This window comes from Epilithonimonas caeni DSM 17710, assembly GCF_000426465.1.
Taxonomy (GTDB): Bacteria; Bacteroidota; Bacteroidia; order Flavobacteriales; family Weeksellaceae; genus Epilithonimonas; species Epilithonimonas caeni.
Genome location: NZ_AUFK01000013.1, coordinates 237,621 through 254,477 on the forward strand (window position 1 = coordinate 237,621; position 16,857 = coordinate 254,477).

The 16,857-nt window shown below is 34.8% G+C and carries 19 protein-coding genes; 9 read left to right on the top strand and 10 right to left on the bottom strand.

Annotated elements, in window-relative coordinates:
- Positions 1–5: 5 nt before the first annotated feature.
- Together K319_RS0106605 and K319_RS0106610 are read right to left on the bottom strand one after the other, a co-directional pair.
- Positions 6–743 carry a DUF2189 domain-containing protein gene (locus tag K319_RS0106605; protein WP_027382930.1) on the bottom strand — a complete coding sequence of 246 codons (738 nt, stop codon included), beginning with the start codon at positions 741–743 and terminating at the stop codon, positions 6–8.
- A gap of 71 nt (positions 744–814) precedes the next feature.
- Positions 815–1,522 (bottom strand): hypothetical protein, encoded by a 708-nt coding sequence (locus K319_RS0106610; protein WP_027382931.1) that lies wholly within the window; start codon positions 1,520–1,522, stop codon positions 815–817.
- Between the two features lie 98 nt (positions 1,523–1,620).
- Here K319_RS0106610 and K319_RS0106615 point away from each other — a divergent pair, with 98 nt between their 5' ends.
- Both K319_RS0106615 and K319_RS0106620 read left to right on the top strand, forming a co-directional pair.
- Positions 1,621–2,592 (top strand): aminodeoxychorismate synthase component I, encoded by a 972-nt coding sequence (locus K319_RS0106615; RefSeq protein WP_027382932.1) that lies wholly within the window; start codon positions 1,621–1,623, stop codon positions 2,590–2,592.
- Complete coding sequence (locus K319_RS0106620; protein WP_027382933.1) at positions 2,576–3,202, top strand: aminotransferase class IV; 627 nt, start codon at positions 2,576–2,578, stop codon at positions 3,200–3,202. Before K319_RS0106615 ends, K319_RS0106620 begins: the two co-directional genes overlap by 17 nt.
- Here the strand turns inward: K319_RS0106620 and K319_RS0106625 are convergent.
- The 5 genes from K319_RS0106625 to K319_RS0106645 form a co-directional block, all read right to left on the bottom strand.
- Complete coding sequence (locus tag K319_RS0106625; RefSeq protein WP_027382934.1) at positions 3,199–3,903, bottom strand: DUF3307 domain-containing protein; 705 nt, start codon at positions 3,901–3,903, stop codon at positions 3,199–3,201. The genes K319_RS0106620 and K319_RS0106625 overlap by 4 nt on opposite strands.
- The gene (locus tag K319_RS0106630) at positions 3,891–4,496 is read right to left on the bottom strand and encodes a SatD family protein (protein WP_027382935.1); all 606 of its coding nucleotides are present in this window, start codon (positions 4,494–4,496) and stop codon (positions 3,891–3,893) included. The genes K319_RS0106625 and K319_RS0106630 overlap by 13 nt, the downstream gene beginning before the upstream one ends.
- A 232-nt stretch (positions 4,497–4,728) precedes the next feature.
- Complete coding sequence (gene menD / locus K319_RS0106635) at positions 4,729–6,408, bottom strand: 2-succinyl-5-enolpyruvyl-6-hydroxy-3-cyclohexene-1-carboxylic-acid synthase (protein ID WP_027382936.1); 1,680 nt, start codon at positions 6,406–6,408, stop codon at positions 4,729–4,731.
- Between the two features lie 141 nt (positions 6,409–6,549).
- Positions 6,550–7,590, bottom strand: coding sequence for a PA0069 family radical SAM protein (locus tag K319_RS0106640; RefSeq protein ID WP_027382937.1), 1,041 nt, complete (start codon positions 7,588–7,590; stop codon positions 6,550–6,552).
- A 301-nt stretch (positions 7,591–7,891) separates the two neighbouring features.
- A complete protein-coding gene (locus K319_RS0106645) occupies positions 7,892–8,089 on the bottom strand; it encodes a hypothetical protein (RefSeq protein WP_027382938.1) in 198 nt (65 codons plus the stop codon).
- A gap of 196 nt (positions 8,090–8,285) precedes the next feature.
- On the opposite strand from K319_RS0106645, the gene K319_RS0106650 reads away from it, so the two are divergent.
- From K319_RS0106650 to K319_RS0106670, 5 genes are read left to right on the top strand one after another with little or no spacing between them, the layout of a single operon-like run.
- Entirely contained in the window at positions 8,286–9,605 is a 1,320-nt protein-coding gene (locus tag K319_RS0106650; protein WP_027382939.1) for a 2TM domain-containing protein, read from the top strand.
- 16 nt (positions 9,606–9,621) lie between these two features.
- Positions 9,622–9,921, top strand: coding sequence for a 2TM domain-containing protein (locus K319_RS0106655; protein WP_027382940.1), 300 nt, complete (start codon positions 9,622–9,624; stop codon positions 9,919–9,921).
- Positions 9,908–10,210: a 2TM domain-containing protein gene (locus K319_RS0106660; protein ID WP_027382941.1), complete on the top strand. Its 303-nt coding sequence runs from the start codon at positions 9,908–9,910 to the stop codon at positions 10,208–10,210. Before K319_RS0106655 ends, K319_RS0106660 begins: the two co-directional genes overlap by 14 nt.
- A gap of 16 nt (positions 10,211–10,226) precedes the next feature.
- Positions 10,227–10,526: a 2TM domain-containing protein gene (locus K319_RS0106665; protein WP_027382942.1), complete on the top strand. Its 300-nt coding sequence runs from the start codon at positions 10,227–10,229 to the stop codon at positions 10,524–10,526.
- Between the two features lie 40 nt (positions 10,527–10,566).
- Entirely contained in the window at positions 10,567–11,313 is a 747-nt protein-coding gene (locus K319_RS0106670; protein WP_084403411.1) for a LytR/AlgR family response regulator transcription factor, read from the top strand.
- A gap of 54 nt (positions 11,314–11,367) precedes the next feature.
- On the opposite strand, the gene mnmA is transcribed toward K319_RS0106670, so the two are convergent.
- Positions 11,368–12,555: a tRNA 2-thiouridine(34) synthase MnmA gene (mnmA, locus tag K319_RS0106675; protein WP_027382944.1), complete on the bottom strand. Its 1,188-nt coding sequence runs from the start codon at positions 12,553–12,555 to the stop codon at positions 11,368–11,370.
- 114 nt (positions 12,556–12,669) lie between these two features.
- Here mnmA and K319_RS0106685 point away from each other — a divergent pair, with 114 nt between their 5' ends.
- Entirely contained in the window at positions 12,670–13,194 is a 525-nt protein-coding gene (locus K319_RS0106685) for a hypothetical protein (protein WP_027382945.1), read from the top strand.
- Positions 13,195–13,296: 102 nt separating this feature from the next.
- Here K319_RS0106685 and K319_RS0106690 read toward each other — a convergent pair whose 3' ends face one another.
- Together K319_RS0106690 and K319_RS0106695 are read right to left on the bottom strand one after the other, a co-directional pair.
- A complete protein-coding gene (locus K319_RS0106690; protein WP_027382946.1) occupies positions 13,297–13,890 on the bottom strand; it encodes a Crp/Fnr family transcriptional regulator in 594 nt (197 codons plus the stop codon).
- A gap of 50 nt (positions 13,891–13,940) precedes the next feature.
- A complete protein-coding gene (locus K319_RS0106695) occupies positions 13,941–16,466 on the bottom strand; it encodes an ATP-dependent Clp protease ATP-binding subunit (protein WP_027382947.1) in 2,526 nt (841 codons plus the stop codon).
- Positions 16,467–16,640: 174 nt separating this feature from the next.
- Here K319_RS0106695 and K319_RS0106700 point away from each other — a divergent pair, with 174 nt between their 5' ends.
- Positions 16,641–16,856 (top strand): hypothetical protein, encoded by a 216-nt coding sequence (locus tag K319_RS0106700; protein WP_027382948.1) that lies wholly within the window; start codon positions 16,641–16,643, stop codon positions 16,854–16,856.
- The last annotated feature ends 1 nt before the right edge of the window (position 16,857 follow it).

Sequence of the window (16,857 nt, forward strand, 5' to 3'; positions counted from 1 at the left end):
TCGATTTATTTATATTGTTCTATTTGTCTTGGCGTCCCACAGTATGCGCAGTAAGTAGAATACATTGCAATGTATGCAAAAGGAAGTGTAAGATAAACACCAACACAACAAAGTACAATACCGGCAATACTTATAAGCCCAGCTAAAATTGCAGTAAGTAAAATCGTGCCATAGTTTTCCTGAACAATATTGAAGGACTTCTTTAATGCATCAAATGCGCTTGCTTTTTCAAAAAGCAAAATAGGATAACCAAGAAAGAATAACGGCATAGCGAATAATGCAGGCAAAATACACATAAAAAACAAAATCGTCAAAGCAATTTGACTTAGTAATGCGTAGATAAATATATTGATGAAATTCTGTCTGTAAGCAAAGAAAATATCGGAAACTGTAATTTGTTGTTTAAAATTAGACTTGTTAGCAACATAAATCAGGCTGACAAAAATAGGTGTAAGAAGAAGAGTTACTAAAAAATTGGCACCACTGTAAGCCGCAAATCCTGGTGCAGCAATAATGTCTTGATAATCAATATTTCCTCCAGAATCTTTTATTTGTTCAACTAGAAGCTGGGAATTAAAACCAGTTACCATTTGTACTAGAAAACCTAGTAAAAAATAGATCACGACTGCTAAAAAGCAGTATAAAAACGTATTTTTAAAAATCTCCAGTGCGTGAGAGATTATTGCTCCTGCTTCTCTGTTTGGTGACGTAGCTTGAGAATCGAATTCATTAAAATTTTCCATTGAAGTTTATTTTTGTAGTTGATACTCAAATCTACACAAAAATTTTTTGAAATGGATGAACCCAGAGAAAATTATTCCTGAAAATCAGCGATCAAGTATTTGTAAAGAACATAGATCATCGCATTCCAAAACGGAAATGTCAGAAATAATCCGAAGCCAAAAGCCAAAATTCCGGAATAAGAAAAAAGAATGGAGACAAAACTCGCTACTAAGATCAAAATGATGTTTTTCTGAAATGTCCGAATATTGATCTTGAATGCTTCGAAAAAATTGGCATTCTTGAAGAAAATCAAAGCCGGAGTAAGCAACATCATTGGAATCCAAACCAATGTAAACACAGATAAATAAGTATTGACCACACTCCAAAACAATGAGTAAATTGCAAAAATGAAAAAATAATAACCTCGGAATCCTACAAAAAGGTCACTCATTTCCGGAGTTTCTCCCAGATCTAATTTTCTGTAGATTTTAAAGAAGCCAATATTCAGGGGAAAAATAACCGCTTTGATGACCAAAACCACCATTGCAAAAGAAAGCGCATTTTCTGTTTGCATCAAGACTTCATATTTTTTCAAAAAAGCTTGAGTATCTGTATAGAACAAATTCTGAAATTTCTGAACTTCTTCAAAAAGCCCATAATACCGGAACGCATACATTGCCGCAAACATAAAGATGGCGAAATAGATGGCGCTGAATAAAAACTGAAAAGGTAAAGTTCTCATCCAATACTGATAGGCCTCTGTTAATATTTTCCCGATCTCTGGTTTTTGCGTCGTCATTTCTCAAACTTTTTTGCAAAAATAAAGGATTGGAATTGATAAACCACATTTTAAGTCTTTTATCTTTTCTCTATCATCTTTTTTCTATTTTTGCTTTTATGTTTGATAATCCGCAGTTTCAGAAGATGGACGAATTGTCGGAAAGAAAAGAATCCTTTTTTTTCTTGATTGATTTTTTGATGGATGAGGTCAAAATTTTCGCTGAAAACGAAATTAAAAATAAGGCTTTGTTGATTGATTTACCGAACATTACAAACGTAAATTATCAATACGAAACAATTCCTGATTTTGAGTGGAAATCATTTCCGGAAACTTTGGAAGAATATAAAAAAGGATTCGAACTGGTTCAGGAAAATCTCAGAAAAGGAAATTCTTATTTGACAAATTACACAACGAAAACAGAAATAGAAACAAACTTAAGTTTAGAAGATATTTTCAAATTTTCAAAGGCAAAATATAAAGTTCTGTTTAAAAATGAATTCGTATTTTTCTCACCGGAAACTTTTGTGGAAATTGTTGATAACAAGATTTTTACACATCCGATGAAAGGAACAATTGATGCAGAAATCGAAGATGCAGAGGACATTCTGAAAAATGACCCGAAAGAAAAGGCGGAACATTACACCGTTGTCGATTTGCTGAGAAATGATTTGAGCATGGTTGCAGATAATGTTCAGGTAAAAGAGTTTCAAAGAATCGATTATATCAAAACCAAGCAAAAAAATCTCTTGGCAATGAGTTCCGAAATCGAAGGCGAAATCAAACCGGAATATCAAAATAAAATTGGAACCATTCTTCAAAAGTTGTTGCCGGCAGGTTCTATTTTGGGTGCGCCAAAACCAAAAACTTTGGAAATCATTTTGGAAGCCGAACAATATGAAAGAGGATTTTATACGGGAATTGCGGGTTATTTTGATGGCAAAAATCTGGATTCCTGCGTAATGATACGTTTTATTGAAAAAGAGAACGGCAAGCTGTTTTTCAAAAGCGGAGGCGGAATTACCCATCAAAGTGACCTTATCAGCGAATATGAAGAAATGAAAAACAAAATCTATGTGCCGATTTATTGAAAGCGTCAAAGTAGAAGACCAGAAAATTTTCCTGAAAGAACTTCATCAGAAAAGAATGAACGACACTTTTTCGAATTTCGGAAAAGTATGCAAAATTGATATTTACAGTTTATTCCTCAATCTGGAACACGATGAAGACGGACTTTACAAATTCCGAATCGAATATGATCTGGAAAACAATTTCAAAACACAGATTATTCCGTATGCGATTTCAGAATTAGATGATTTCGAATTGGTTATTGATGATGAAATCGATTATAGCTTTAAGTCTGCTGACAGGGTTCAATTACAAAAACTGAAAGATAAAAGTCACGCAGATGAAGTCATTATTGTGAAAAATAACCAGATTACAGACACATCATATTCCAATCTTTTGTTCCTGAAAGATAAAACTTGGTTCACGCCAAATAGTTATCTTTTGAATGGCGTGATGAGGCAAAATCTTTTACAGTTAAAGGAAATCAAAGAAACAGAAATCACTTTAGATAATATTAAAGAATTCACACATTTTCAGTTGATCAATGCATTGAATGACTTCGATGATATGTTCATTTACCCGATTGAAAAAATCATTAACCTGCCGAAAGAAGAATCGGATTTGGAGTTTTAAATTATTTTGAGATATACCTTACCAATCAATATTGCTAAACCGAAACTTAGTAATGTTCCTATAAGTATATATTCCGTCAACTTAACATCATTGTTATCCTTTAAATCACCAAATCTGAATATTGACTTTGCAGCTAATAAAAAACCTATTCCTTCCCAAAAATTACTTATTACAAAGAGAAAAACAAATGCTCTTTCTAGCATTCCAATATATTTGCCTGCATCTTGTATTCCAGAAGTTGTAATATTATAATTAAACATTTCGATTATTTTCTTTATGACGATTGAAGAAACAAAAGTTATACATATTAGTGACACGAATAATATCTGATTCTTTACACTAAATATTTCAATATAATCTATTGTATATTTGTGGAAATAATATATAAATACGGAAATTGATATTAGATGTAAGGCTTGATCTATGATTAAATTTGTAATACCATTAACTTGATTTTTTAAGTAAAGTTTAGTTAGTATATCAATTAATAAGTGTGATAATGAAAGGATTAATGCAGGAAGTAAATATTCTTTTTTAAATCCTGTAAGTATAACTATTATGAGAAAATGAATTAATATGTGCAGATATAAATATTTAGATTTATATCGTTTAATGTCAATATCAATTACCATTTTGTTACTTTGAAAAACAAAATCTCCTAATAGATGAGAGGTAATTATTAATAATATCAATTGAGACATTCAGATATTTTTTTATTAAATAGGTGGATAATTTCAAGAATTTCGTCATAAGCTCCTCTTTTTAAAGCCCTATTTACCGTTGTTTTATCTTTTTTAAGTCGTTCTGCAATTTCTTTTTGCATTAAATTCTTATTTATTAAGGAGTAAAAAATGGTTTCAGATGTAACAGGTTTCCAATTATCAATTATAAAACTTACTAGTTTAAAAATAGGATTAAAATATTCATCTATTTCCTCAAATGGAGTTTTAATTATAAGGGTATTATTTTTTAATTTTTCAAATGCTTCTCCCGAATTTATAAAGGCAGAACCATAGGACTCTATAACTTTTTTCCCGTTAAATGATATATCTCCAATTCCAATTGAAATTCTTACATCTATTTTTGAATTCGTTTTTATTAAGGCTTTTATAGATATTGATATTTCTAAAGCTCTTTCAATATTTATTTGAACTTGAAAACTATCGCCCCTATATATTTCCCACTCTTCATCATTAGTTGTAATTTTATTCAAGTAATCTTTAAGCCTAGGTAACCACTCTTCAGAATTGACTTTTCTTGAATTTATTATATCTCCCGTTAATACTGCAATCATTTTTATTTCAAATTTAATAAAAATTGTATTAAATACTACACTTAATGAAAATTGCACTAATTAATGCAATTTTCATTAAGTTTTAACCCATACACTTTGTTAGATTAAAAAGGGCGAGTTGTCTTAAAAATAGCAATTAATGAAAATTGTATTAATAGAGGCAATTTTAGAAAATATGATTTTTAAATTACCGCTGAAAGAAACAAAGAATTATTCCACAATAAGTTGCGTTTTACTTCAACGCTTCAAAATATTGCTTCAAGACATCTGCATTATTACATTGCGAAGTCATTACTTCCAATATCTTCGGTTTAGAATCCGGCTTGAAATAATTGGGTAAAACCCTGTCAAGAGAAATCTCATCTTCAACCCGTGTATAATCAAAACCGAAATTCTTGGCTAATAATTCTGCATTTCTGTGATGCTGTGTTGCAATGAACTCATCCAAGGCATTGGTTCCACCTGGTCCGGGAATGATTTTGAAAATATTGCCTTCCCCATTATTGAAAATCACAATTCTCGTATAAGGCGGAATATACTGATTCCAAAGTCCGTTGATATCATAGAAAAATGATAGATCGCCGGTAATCAGAATCGTTGGTTCATCTTCCATCATTGCAAATCCCATCGCGGTAGAGGTACAACCATCAATTCCGCTGGTTCCGCGGTTGCAATACACGTCATATTTCTGATATTCAAATAATTGTGCATATCGGATTGCCGAAGAATTAGAGAAATGAACTCGATAATTTTCAGGAATATGATTCGATAATTGATTGAAAAGATAGAAATCTGAAAAAGGAGCTTTGTTAAGATATTCCTCGTGCTTTGCATCTTTTTTATCTTTCAGAACATCCCAAAGGTTGAAATAAGCTCTTGGCTCCAGATTGATAGATTTCAATAATTTGGAAAAGAAAACTTCCGGTTTTGTTTCAATCTTTTGACTCAGAACAAAATAAGTATTGGGCTGCCAATATTCATCAATATGCCAGTGTTGTTTTGGTTTGGCTTTTCTCAGGAATTGTTTCACTCTTTTGGAAACCACATTCTGCCCGATGGTAATCAATAAATCCGGTGCATAAGTGTGATGATCTTCCTCTGAAAAATCCGTGATATATCGGTCGATATGAGCGAAAAATTTGTCATGCTGAAGATTGGAATTCATTTCCGTTAAGACAACAACGGTGTGATTTTTAACCAATTGTGAGAGTTGAGCTTCCAGTTCCGGATTGGGAGCAAGCGTTCCTGCAAGAACCATAATTCTTTTGGAAGTATGCCAGTCTGCAACCAGATTCGAAGGAAGGTCATAACTTTTTTTCTGAATCGTTTTCTCAACAGCAGGCATCACCGGAAGCTCATCCAAAAGATTATAAAGTGGTTCTGCCAAAGGAATATTGATATGGACAGGTCCACTTTTTTCGATGCACAATTCAACCGCTTTTTTGATGGTTTCGAAATTATAATCATCCGCAGATAATTCTGAGCCAGTCGAAGAATCGTCTTCCAATAATTCGAAATCACCGTAAGAATGCTGCTGGAAAATATTTTTCTGACGAATGGTTTGCCCGTCAAAAATATCAACAAAATCCGCAGGTCTGTCCGCTGTCAGAACCAAAAGCGGTACATTCTGATAAAATGCTTCCACGACAGCAGGATAATAATTAGTTGCAGCTGAACCGCTCGTACAAGTAATTGCAACAGGGTTTTTAATCGATTTTGAAATTCCCAAACCTACAAAAGCCGCCGCTCTTTCGTCCACAATACTGTAACATTGGAAAGCATCAATCTCAGAAAAATGAATTGCCAAAGGGGCATTTCTGGAGCCTGGAGAAATGATGATTTTATCGATGCCGTATTGTTCAAGAATATGTGCGAGAATCTGGATGCTGCGTTTTGCGGAATATTGCTTCATTTGGGAAAATTACTGAGAAATAAATCAGTTTGCAAATTTAATGAAAGCTTTTCAACTCCTTAATAATATTTCTCGCTGACTATGCAGATTTGGCAAAATTTTTATCTGCAGAATTTTCTATATCTGCAAGATTTTTAGAATTTAAAACAATCGCAATTGTTGCGTCCTGCTCCCTGTAAAATGTTCCGTCGTAAGACTTGCTCTTTCCTTGTTATTAAAAAACTTTTTCTTCCCGATTTCAAAAGTTTTATGAATCATTTCTGCAATATTTCCTTCGCCTTGATAACGTTGGAAAAAACGTTTTTCACCAAGATTTCCGCCTCGCATCGAGCGGATGAGATTCAGGACTTTGTCTTTTCTATCCGGAAAATGCGCTTCCAGCCATTGGACGAAAACGGGTTCAACTGTATCATTCAATCTGACCAAAGTATAACCGCAACTTCTTGCACCGGCTTCGGAAACAGATTTCATAATAGATAAGCTTTCGTCACTTGTCAAAGCTGGAATGACAGGAGCAATCATCACATTCACAGGGATATTTTTCCCGGATAAAACTTCTATGGCTTTCAGTTTGTTTTTTGCAGTCGAAGTCCTTGGTTCCATTACTCTTCTTAAATCTTCATTCAAAGTTGGAATACTCATCGAAACCGAAATCAGATTTTTCTCTGCCATTTTTTCGAGAATGTCCAAATCTCTCAGAATCAAAGCGTTTTTTGTGATAATGGAAACCGGATGTCTGTAATCCAAACAAATCTGAAGCAGTTTTCTGGTAATTTCAAATTGTCTCTCAATCGGTTGATAACAATCGGTATTTCCGGAAAGCATAATGGGTTTCGGAACGTAAGATTTCTTCTGAAAGGTTTTTTCCAGAAGTTCAGGCGCATTTTTCTTGACCATTAATTTTCTTTCAAAATCAACGCCTGCGCTGTATCCCCAAAACTCGTGAGTCGGTCTCGCAAAACAATAGGAACAGCCGTGCTCGCAACCTTGGTACGGATTCATAGAATAGTCCATCATCAAGTCCGGACTTTTAATTACATTAATAATACTTTTCGGGAAAACTTCTGTAACCTGGGTCTTGATCTTGTCCAATTCATAGTCTTCCGGTTCGAAAGTATATCTGTCGAAACGGTTGATGACGTTGCGTTGCGCGCCTTGCCCTTTTGGAACTAAATCTGACATTGAAATAAGATTACAAGTTAATCACAAAGGCACAAATGAAATATTTATCTGCTTGGATTTAAGGCACCATAAAAGATTTAAAATTAACGAAGTTAAAAACCTTGTGCCTTAAAACAGTATTAAAAAAAATGAATTGTGTCTTTGTGTAAAATCTCTCAGAATTTAATCATCAAGATTAGGTAAGAATTGTTTTCAAAATTATTACTTGAAAAATAAAAAATATCTTAAAATTCCGGAAAGTTTTCCACAAAAAAAATCCGGCTCACGAGAACCGGAAATTCGTATAATAAAATAGTGCATGTTATAAGAATGCGTCCAATTCTACGCCGTCATTTGGAGATGCGTAATATTTTCTTTTGGAATTTCCGAATAATAAATGATGGTCAGAATATTCGCTGTTATAAATCTTGTTTTTAAAATATTTCCTTGCTGCAAAAATTCCCAAAACAGCAGCTGTTCCGAAAAGTCCTGCAAAGATTATTTCTACATTTCTATTCATATAATATTATAATATTAAGTTTTGGCTTTTTGTCAAGCAAAAGATGTTCCTTTTTTGCGTGTCAGTACCGATCTTATCAAAAATTTAAGATTCTTGACAAGGCATTTTACAGTTCAGTCGGATTTTTTAACAGTTCGGTCATATATAATTGCTTAACTTTTCTTTCTGTCATAATTTTGAACCAAGAAATTAGAATATGAATAAAAAACCATTAATAACACTAACGTGGATTACACTTGGCTCGTCCATTTTTTTCTTCACTTTTTTCTCTGATGAAAAAACTTTGGAAAGCTTTGGTTACAACTTTGTTATTTCGGCAATGTATGCTTTCGGATTAGGTTTGAGTAATGGTTTTCTAAATGATTTCCTTAATAAAAAACTTTCGTGGACGGAACAGACCAGACTCAGAACTATTTTAGGAATCGTAGCAACCGTTATTGTCAATTTTATAGTCGTCTATGCTTGTAATTATATCAACTTTGTTATAATCCAAAAAGTGGCTACTCCGGAGGACTTTTTTTCCGGGAAATATAATTTCACTAATTGGTTTATGATAAACTTTGCATTGATGATCTCAGCTTTTCTTCATGCCAAAGGTTTTATGGAGGAACTGAAGAAAAACACAAAAAAAGAAGTTGTAGAACAGAAACTGATTGCAAAATCTGCCAACGCCCAATTCGAATCTTTGAAGAATCAATTGGATCCGCATTTCCTTTTCAATTCTTTGAATGTCTTGACCGCTTTGATTGATGAAAATCCGGAACAGGCGCAGAAATTCACGACATCGATGTCAAAGATCTATCGTTACGTTCTGGAGCAGAAAGACAAAGAAATGGTAAAAGTGGAAGACGAGATAGAATTTGCCAAAATTTATTGCAACCTTTTGAAAACCAGGTTTGAAGACAGTGTGAATTTCACTTTTGACATTAATCCTGATGATTTGCAAAAATTTGTAGTTCCGCTTTCATTACAATTATTATTGGAGAACTGTATCAAACATAATTTCGCAACCTCATCAAAACCATTGAACATCAGAATCTTTACAGAAGGCAAATTTCTTTCAATCGAAAATAATCTCCAGGTGAGAGAACAACTTAAAGAAAGCGCAGGAATTGGTTTGGCAAATATCGTCCAGCGTTACGCATTACTTACCAAAGACAATGTTTTCATAGAAAAATCAGAACAGACATTTAAAGTCAAAATCCCCATATTAATCGAAAAAAAATCTCAGACAATGACAACTTATACATCAGAAACAACAGAAAATATTGCTTACGAAAGGGCGGTTAAAAGAGTAAAAGAACTGAAAGGATTCTACGGCAACCTGATTTCCTACTGCATCGTCATTCCTTTTTTAGTCATCATCAATCTATTGACTTCGCCTGAACAAATTTGGTTCTATTGGCCAATGCTGGGCTGGGGAATCGGACTCCTGGCTCACGGGATGACTGTCTTCGCAATCGGTAAAAATTGGGAAGAAAAGAAGATTCGTGAAATAATGAACAATCAGAAATAATTTAAAATCAATCACAATGGGACATATTAATAAAGAAGATCCACGTTACGCAATGGCGGTGGAAAGAGCACAAAAAATCAAAAAATTCTATTCCGGAATCCTCGTTTTTGCAATCGTATTCGGAGTGGTTTACGGAGTCAGATTCTTCAAAAACGGATTCCCACAAAACCTTGGCGAGATGCACGTATCCTGGATTTTCATCATCTGGGCATTGATTCTGGCAATCAAAGGCTTAATGTTATTTTTTTTCAATTCCGATTGGGAAAATGATATGATTAATAAAGAAATTAAAAAGCAAAACAATGGAAATTATTAATAAAGAAGACGATATAAAATATCTTGAAGCCAGAAGAAGAGTAAAAAAGCTGAAAGGGTTTTATACACATTTGATAATTTATATTCTTGTAAATCTGCTGATTTTTTTGATTAATATTCAAAATCTGAAACCGGGAGAAAGCTATTTCAAAGCAGAAAATTTCATCACCTTATTCTTCTGGGGAATTGGTTTGGTAGCTCACGGATTGAGTGTTTTTGTTCCGCAGTTTGTTCTCGGAAAAGATTGGGAGGAGAGAAAAATTCGGGAATTAATGGAAAAGTATAAGTAATTTAAAATAGATTCTTATGGAAAATCGAAAGCAAGGAGAGAAGTCGGATGAAAAAATCCGTTATCTGAATGCGCAAACAAGAGTCAAGGAAATTAGAGGCTTCTATGCTCATTTAGTTTCTTATGTTTCTGTAAATATTGTATTGATAATTTTCAATATTCTTTATCATCAGCTAGGTTATATGAAGATAAAAGTAAATCAGTTTTATAGCCTTATAGTTTGGGGAATAATAATTTTAGTTCACGCTGGATTTGTTTTCTTAGGAAAGGATTGGGAACAGCGAAAAATTCGCAAATTAATGGATAAGGAAAAATAATATTTTCACTAATTTCGATTCAATTAAAAAAACTATAAAAATGATAAGAACGATAATCATTGAAGACGAAAAACCGGCGGTAAGAAGACTGGAAAAATTATTGGGTTTGTTTTCTGATTTAGAACTAGTTACAAGCCTTAATTCTGTGGAAGAGTCAGTTGGTTGGTTTCAGCAAAATGAACATCCGCAACTTATTTTTTCGGACATCGTTCTGGGTGACGGATTATCGTTTGATATTTTTGATAAAGTCTCCACCAAGGCTTTTATCATTTATACAACAGCTTTTGACCAATATACTTTGAAAGCTTTCAAGTTAAATAGTATTGATTATCTTTTGAAACCCATTGAAGAAGAAGATCTGGCAAAAGCGATTGAAAAGTTCAAATCATTCCTGCCGGAAGACGGCGCTGTTAATTCTCAGGAAATCAGACAAATCGTTCGAAAAGAGAAAACAACACTTTCCAGAATTTTAGTTAAAATCGGATATAATCTGAAAGTGGTTTCCATCAATGAGGTCAGTTGTTTCTTTAGCGAAAATAAGATTGTTTATCTCCAAACCAAGGAACGGAATTTTCCAACAGATTTCACGCTAGATGAATTGGAAAATGTTTTGGAAGAAACCAAATTTTTTCGGGTGAACAGACAATTTATCATCAGTTCAGATTACATCAAGAACATCCATACTTCCCCAAATTACAAAGTTGATTTAGACTTCCAACCGAATGAAGAAATTACGGTAAGCAGAGAACGGGTGAAGGATTTTAAAGATTGGCTGGCTGGAAATTAAATAAAAATCACTTCTGCAAAAGAAGTGATTTTTAGATTTATATAAATTTCGAAATTAGCTGATAACACCACTTCCAATCAATTCATCTTCCAAATACCAAGCCGCAAATTGCCCTTCAGCAATCGCCGATTGAGGATTTTCAAATTCCATAAAAAAGCCTTCTTCGAATTGATAAATCCTCGCTTTTTCCAAAGTCTGGCGGTAACGGATTCTTGCCATAACTTCCATAGATTCTCCGTTTTTCAACCTTAAATCTTCGCGAACCCAGTGCACTTCTGAGTTGTCGATTTTCAAAGCTTTTCGAAAAAGTCCTGGAAAACTTTTGCCTTCACCCACAAAAATAATGTTGTTTTCCATTTCTCTGGAGATGATGAAACAACTCTCTTTGTGTCCGCCGATTCCCAATCCTTTACTTTGCCCGATGGTAAAAAACTGTGCACCCTGATGCTTTCCGATCACTTTTCCGTCCTCTTTTTTATAATTGATTTTCGCAGACAGATATTCTAATTCTTCTAATTTAGAATTAAAAGTTGGAACTTCTTTATGATATTCAGCAAAATCATTGAAGATTTCCACAATTTCGCCTTCTTTTGGAACCAATTGCTGTTGAAGAAAAGTTGGCAAACTCACTTTTCCGATGAAACAAAGTCCTTGTGAATCCTTCTTGTCAGCTGTTACCAAACCTTGTTCTCTCGCAATTTCACGAACCTCAGGTTTTGTTAATTCTCCAATTGGAAATAATGCTTTTGATAATTGGTCTTGACTCAATTGGCAAAGGAAATAGCTTTGGTCTTTGTTGTTATCTTTTCCGGCGAGAAGATGAAAAATTTCTTTCCCATTTTCATCAAAAGTCGAAGTCACACGTGCATAGTGTCCCGTTGCAACTTTCTCAGCACCAAGTGACAAAGCGGTTTTCATAAACACATCGAATTTCACTTCTCTGTTACAAAGCACATCGGGATTGGGCGTTCTGCCTTTCTGATATTCGTCGAACATATAATCTACAATTCTTTCTTTGTAGAGTTCACTCATATCAATAACCTGAAAAGGAATTCCTAATTTTTGTGCGACGAGAAGCGCATCATTACTGTCTTCTATCCAGGGACACTCGTCCTCCAAAGTTACCGACGCATCATTCCAGTTGCGCATAAAAAGAGCGATAACCTCGTGACCCTGCTGTTGCAAAAGATAAGCGGTCACGCTAGAATCTACGCCTCCGGAGAGGCCAACTACTATTTTCATTTGATTTCAATTTTACGAAACTCTTGACGGGAGTTCTTAGTTTGAGGTTGCAAAAATACGATTAAATTATTCGCCAAAAAAGCCATAATTTTAAACATCGATAAAAACAATCTTATGAAGAAAATTTTCACATTAAATTTAATACTGGTCAGCATTCTTGGCTTTTCTCAAGTTGCGATCAATTCTGGAGCTCAAACCAATCGCTGGACTTTTGGTGGTGGCTTGGGAGTTGGTTTTGGAAGTAATTCATATTTTAATCTACAGGTTTCCCCAAGAGTTGGTTACAAAATCACTGATCAATTGGAAGGAGGATTAATCGGAAATGTTTCCTGGCAAAAAGATGATTACTACAGCTCTACAATGTTTGGAGTAGGTCCTTTTGCTAATTATTATTTTGCCCGTTCATTTTTTGTTGGGGCCAATCTTCAGCAATATTTCATTAACTCTAAAGAGAAATATACAGGATATAAATTCAATACTGATGAAACGGCTCTTTATCTTGGCGGTGGATATATGCAAAATATTGGAAATAATGCATTTGCACAGTTCGGAATAATGTATAATGTACTTTGGAAAGAGAATAAAAGTGTTTTCAGTACAGGATTTATCCCAAGTGTGGGATTTGTAGTAGGATTATAGTAAAAGATAAAGCCCTCCTAATAGTTCATCATTCGTGTTTAAACAAGCTATAGAGGGCCTTATAAGGGACTGCAAAATTATAATGAATTTTTGGATAAAAAATTAACGTTTGTTAATTTCCTTTAAAATTCTTTTTTTTATTCTGCTGAGAGATACCGGCGTGATTCCCAGAAGGGAAGCGATGTATTTCGATGGGACTTTTTGAAGCACATTTGCATTCTCTTCCAAATGTTTTTGGTATCTTTCCTCAGGATTGAGAAGTACAAAATCTTCAATGTTTTTCAATAGAATACCTATCATCATCAGAAACATATTACCTCTTAGATTATTGAGCGTAATGCTTTTCTGAGAGCCCTGGTCTATAGCATCATAGGTCGATTCAAAAACCTCGGTTTCTCCAATGGACTGATAAAAATACCTTGATGGGCGGTTATAGATGATACCGTCATAATTACCGACGAAACTTTTCTTGTTATGAAAAAGAACGGTTTTTTCTGTCCCATTATCTAGAAGATGATACACACGGACAATACCACTTTTAATGTAGTAGACTTTTTTATTATTCTCACCCGGCTGTATAAAAATATCTCCAGAATTGCGTCTTCTGAAAGAGAGGTCGGGCAAAAGTATTTCCAGGTCTTCTTTATTAAGTCCAGGAATATTTTTCAATAGATATTCTTTCAATGATTCTTCCATAATATAAAAAGACCACCTCAAAAAAGGTGGTCATGTTTATTCTATGTAACTTATTTTACACTTTCTTTTTTTTCTTTATGGGCTTCCCCTTCCAATCCATCTTTAGCTTCATTGACTTTCAAAACAACCTGTTGGCCTTCGCTAAATTGTTTATTGACGAGCATTTCTGCTAATAGGTCTTCGATGTATTTTTGGATGGCACGTTTGAGAGGTCTCGCTCCAAAATCTTTGTCCCAACCTTTCTCTGCAATGAAGTCTTTGGCTTCCTCTGTCAATTCAACTTTATAGCCCAATTTTTCTAATCTGCTGTAAAGTTTTCCTAACTCAAGGTCAATGATCTTTCTGATGTCGGTCTGTACAAGAGAATTGAAGATAATAATATCATCGATTCTGTTCAGGAATTCTGGAGCAAATGCTTTTTTCAAGGCACTTTCTATTGTCGATCTTGCTCTTGCATCGGTATTGGTTTTCTTTGCAGAAGTTCCGAATCCTACACCGTCTCCGAAATCTTTCAGGTCTCTGGTTCCGATATTGGAAGTTAAAATGATGATCGTATTTCTGAAATCGATTTTTCTTCCAAGAGAATCCGTTACGAAACCTTCGTCCAGAATTTGCAATAATATATTGAAAACATCCGGATGTGCTTTTTCGATTTCATCCAAAAGAACCACTGCATAAGGTTTTCTTCTGACAGCTTCCGTCAATTGACCACCTTCCTCATAACCTACATATCCCGGAGGCGCTCCAACCAGTCTGGAAACCGCGAATTTCTCCATATATTCGCTCATATCAATCCTTATCAAAGCTTCGTCTGAATCAAATAATTCGCGTGCCATTACCTTTGCCAATTCTGTTTTACCAACACCTGTTGTTCCAAGGAAAATGAATGTTCCAATCGGACGGTTCGGATCTTTTAGGCCTGCTCTGTTTCTTTGAATGGCTTTTACCACTTTTTTCACAGCGTCTTCCTGACCGATTACTTTTCCGTTCAGTTTATCATCCATTTGAGCCAGCTTATCAAGCTCATTTTTCCCAACCTTGGTCACAGGAACACCGCTCATCATAGAAACTACTTCGGCAACACTTTCTTCTGTGACTTCTTCTTTTTTCTCTTTTACATCTTTGTCCCATTGTTCCTGGGCAAGGTTCAATTCGATTTGGAGTCTTTCCTCTTCGTCCTTCAATTTTCTTGCTTCCAGATAATCTTGGGCTTTAACTGCTTTTTGCTTCAGTTCTTTCACTTCTTCTATACGAGATTCGTGGTCGATGATCTCAGTAGGAACCTTCATGTTCTTGATATAAACTCTAGATCCGGCTTCGTCCATCGCATCGATTGCTTTGTCAGGAAGGAATCTGTCTGTAATATATCTTGCTGTCAAATTAACGCAGGCATTAATGGCTTCATCACTGTAATGAACATTGTGATGGTCTTCATACTTATCTTTGATCTGATGAAGGATCTGAATTGTTTCCTCAATAGAAGTCGGTTCAACCATTACTTTTTGGAATCTTCTTTCCAAAGCTCCATCTTTCTCGATGTACTGACGATATTCGTCCAAAGTTGTTGCTCCGATGCATTGGATCTCTCCTCTTGCCAAAGCCGGTTTGAACATATTGGATGCGTCCAGACTTCCTGTAGAACTCCCTGCGCCAACAATTGTATGCAGCTCATCTATGAAAAGGATGACATCTCTGTTTTTTTCAAGCTCTGTCATTATCGCTTTCATTCTTTCTTCGAATTGTCCACGGTATTTGGTTCCGGCGACAAGACTTGCAAGATCCAAAGTGATCACACGCTTGCCGTAAAGGACTCGGGAAACTTTTTTCTGCTGAATTCTCAAAGCCAAACCTTCTGCAATCGCGGATTTACCTACACCAGGCTCACCGATCAAAAGAGGATTGTTCTTTTTTCTTCTTGACAAGATCTGAGAAACACGCTCGATCTCCTTTTCACGCCCGATAACGGGATCCAATTTTCCGTCTCTTGCAAGTGCCGTCAAATCACGACCAAAGTTATCCAAAGTAGGTGTTTTGCTTTTCTGGGCACCAAGATTTCCCGTTGGCTTTTTCATTTGGCTGTAAGGTTCATCTTTTTCCTCATCATCATCGTAAGCGCTGTTTTGTGGAAGCTGATCGGTATTTTTAAGCATTTTTCGATACTCTTTCTGTACAGCATCATAATCGATATCATAAGCCTGAAGAATGCTTGATGTGGGATCTTCTTGCTTATATAATACGCCTAACAAAAGATGCACAGTATTGATGTCGGCCGATTGATACTGGCGACATTCCAATTCTGATCTTTTAACAGCCTGATCGGCCATTTTGGTAAAAGAGATGCTTCCCATATTTGCAGTGAAAGGATTGCTGTTCACAGCGCTTAGGGTCTCTATTTTTCGCTTTATCTGGGTAAGGTCCGCGCTTAGATTTTCGAGAATCTCTTTTGCAGAATTTTCAGTTTTGATGATTCCTAAAAGGAAATGCTCAGTATTCAGAAATTCGCTCTGCAAACGCCTTGCTTCATTTTTGCTTTGCTTGAACACGCGGTTCAAACCGTCTGAAAATTTATAATCCATAATTAAAATTATACACTAAGTTATGTTTTTTATGATCAATCCTACAATAAATTATTGTAAAATTTAAATATTTGGCTGCAAATAGATTGCCATTAGAAAAAACAGGACTTTCTGACATTATTTTTTTTTCAGTTCAAAAATGTTTAGGTTTGTAATCCTCAAAAAAATTAATAAATGGATAATTGGTCAGAATATGTCGGCTATTTGGCTTCTGCTTTTGTGGTCGGCAGTTTCTTATTAAAAAAAATCACTACCATTAGAACGGTAAATTTGCTTGGCTGCATATGTTTTGTGATCTATGGTATATATAGCGGGATGCTTTGGCCAATTATTATTCCGAATGCGATTCTCGCTTTTATCCAGACTTATCACATCATAAAAAAAGATTAAG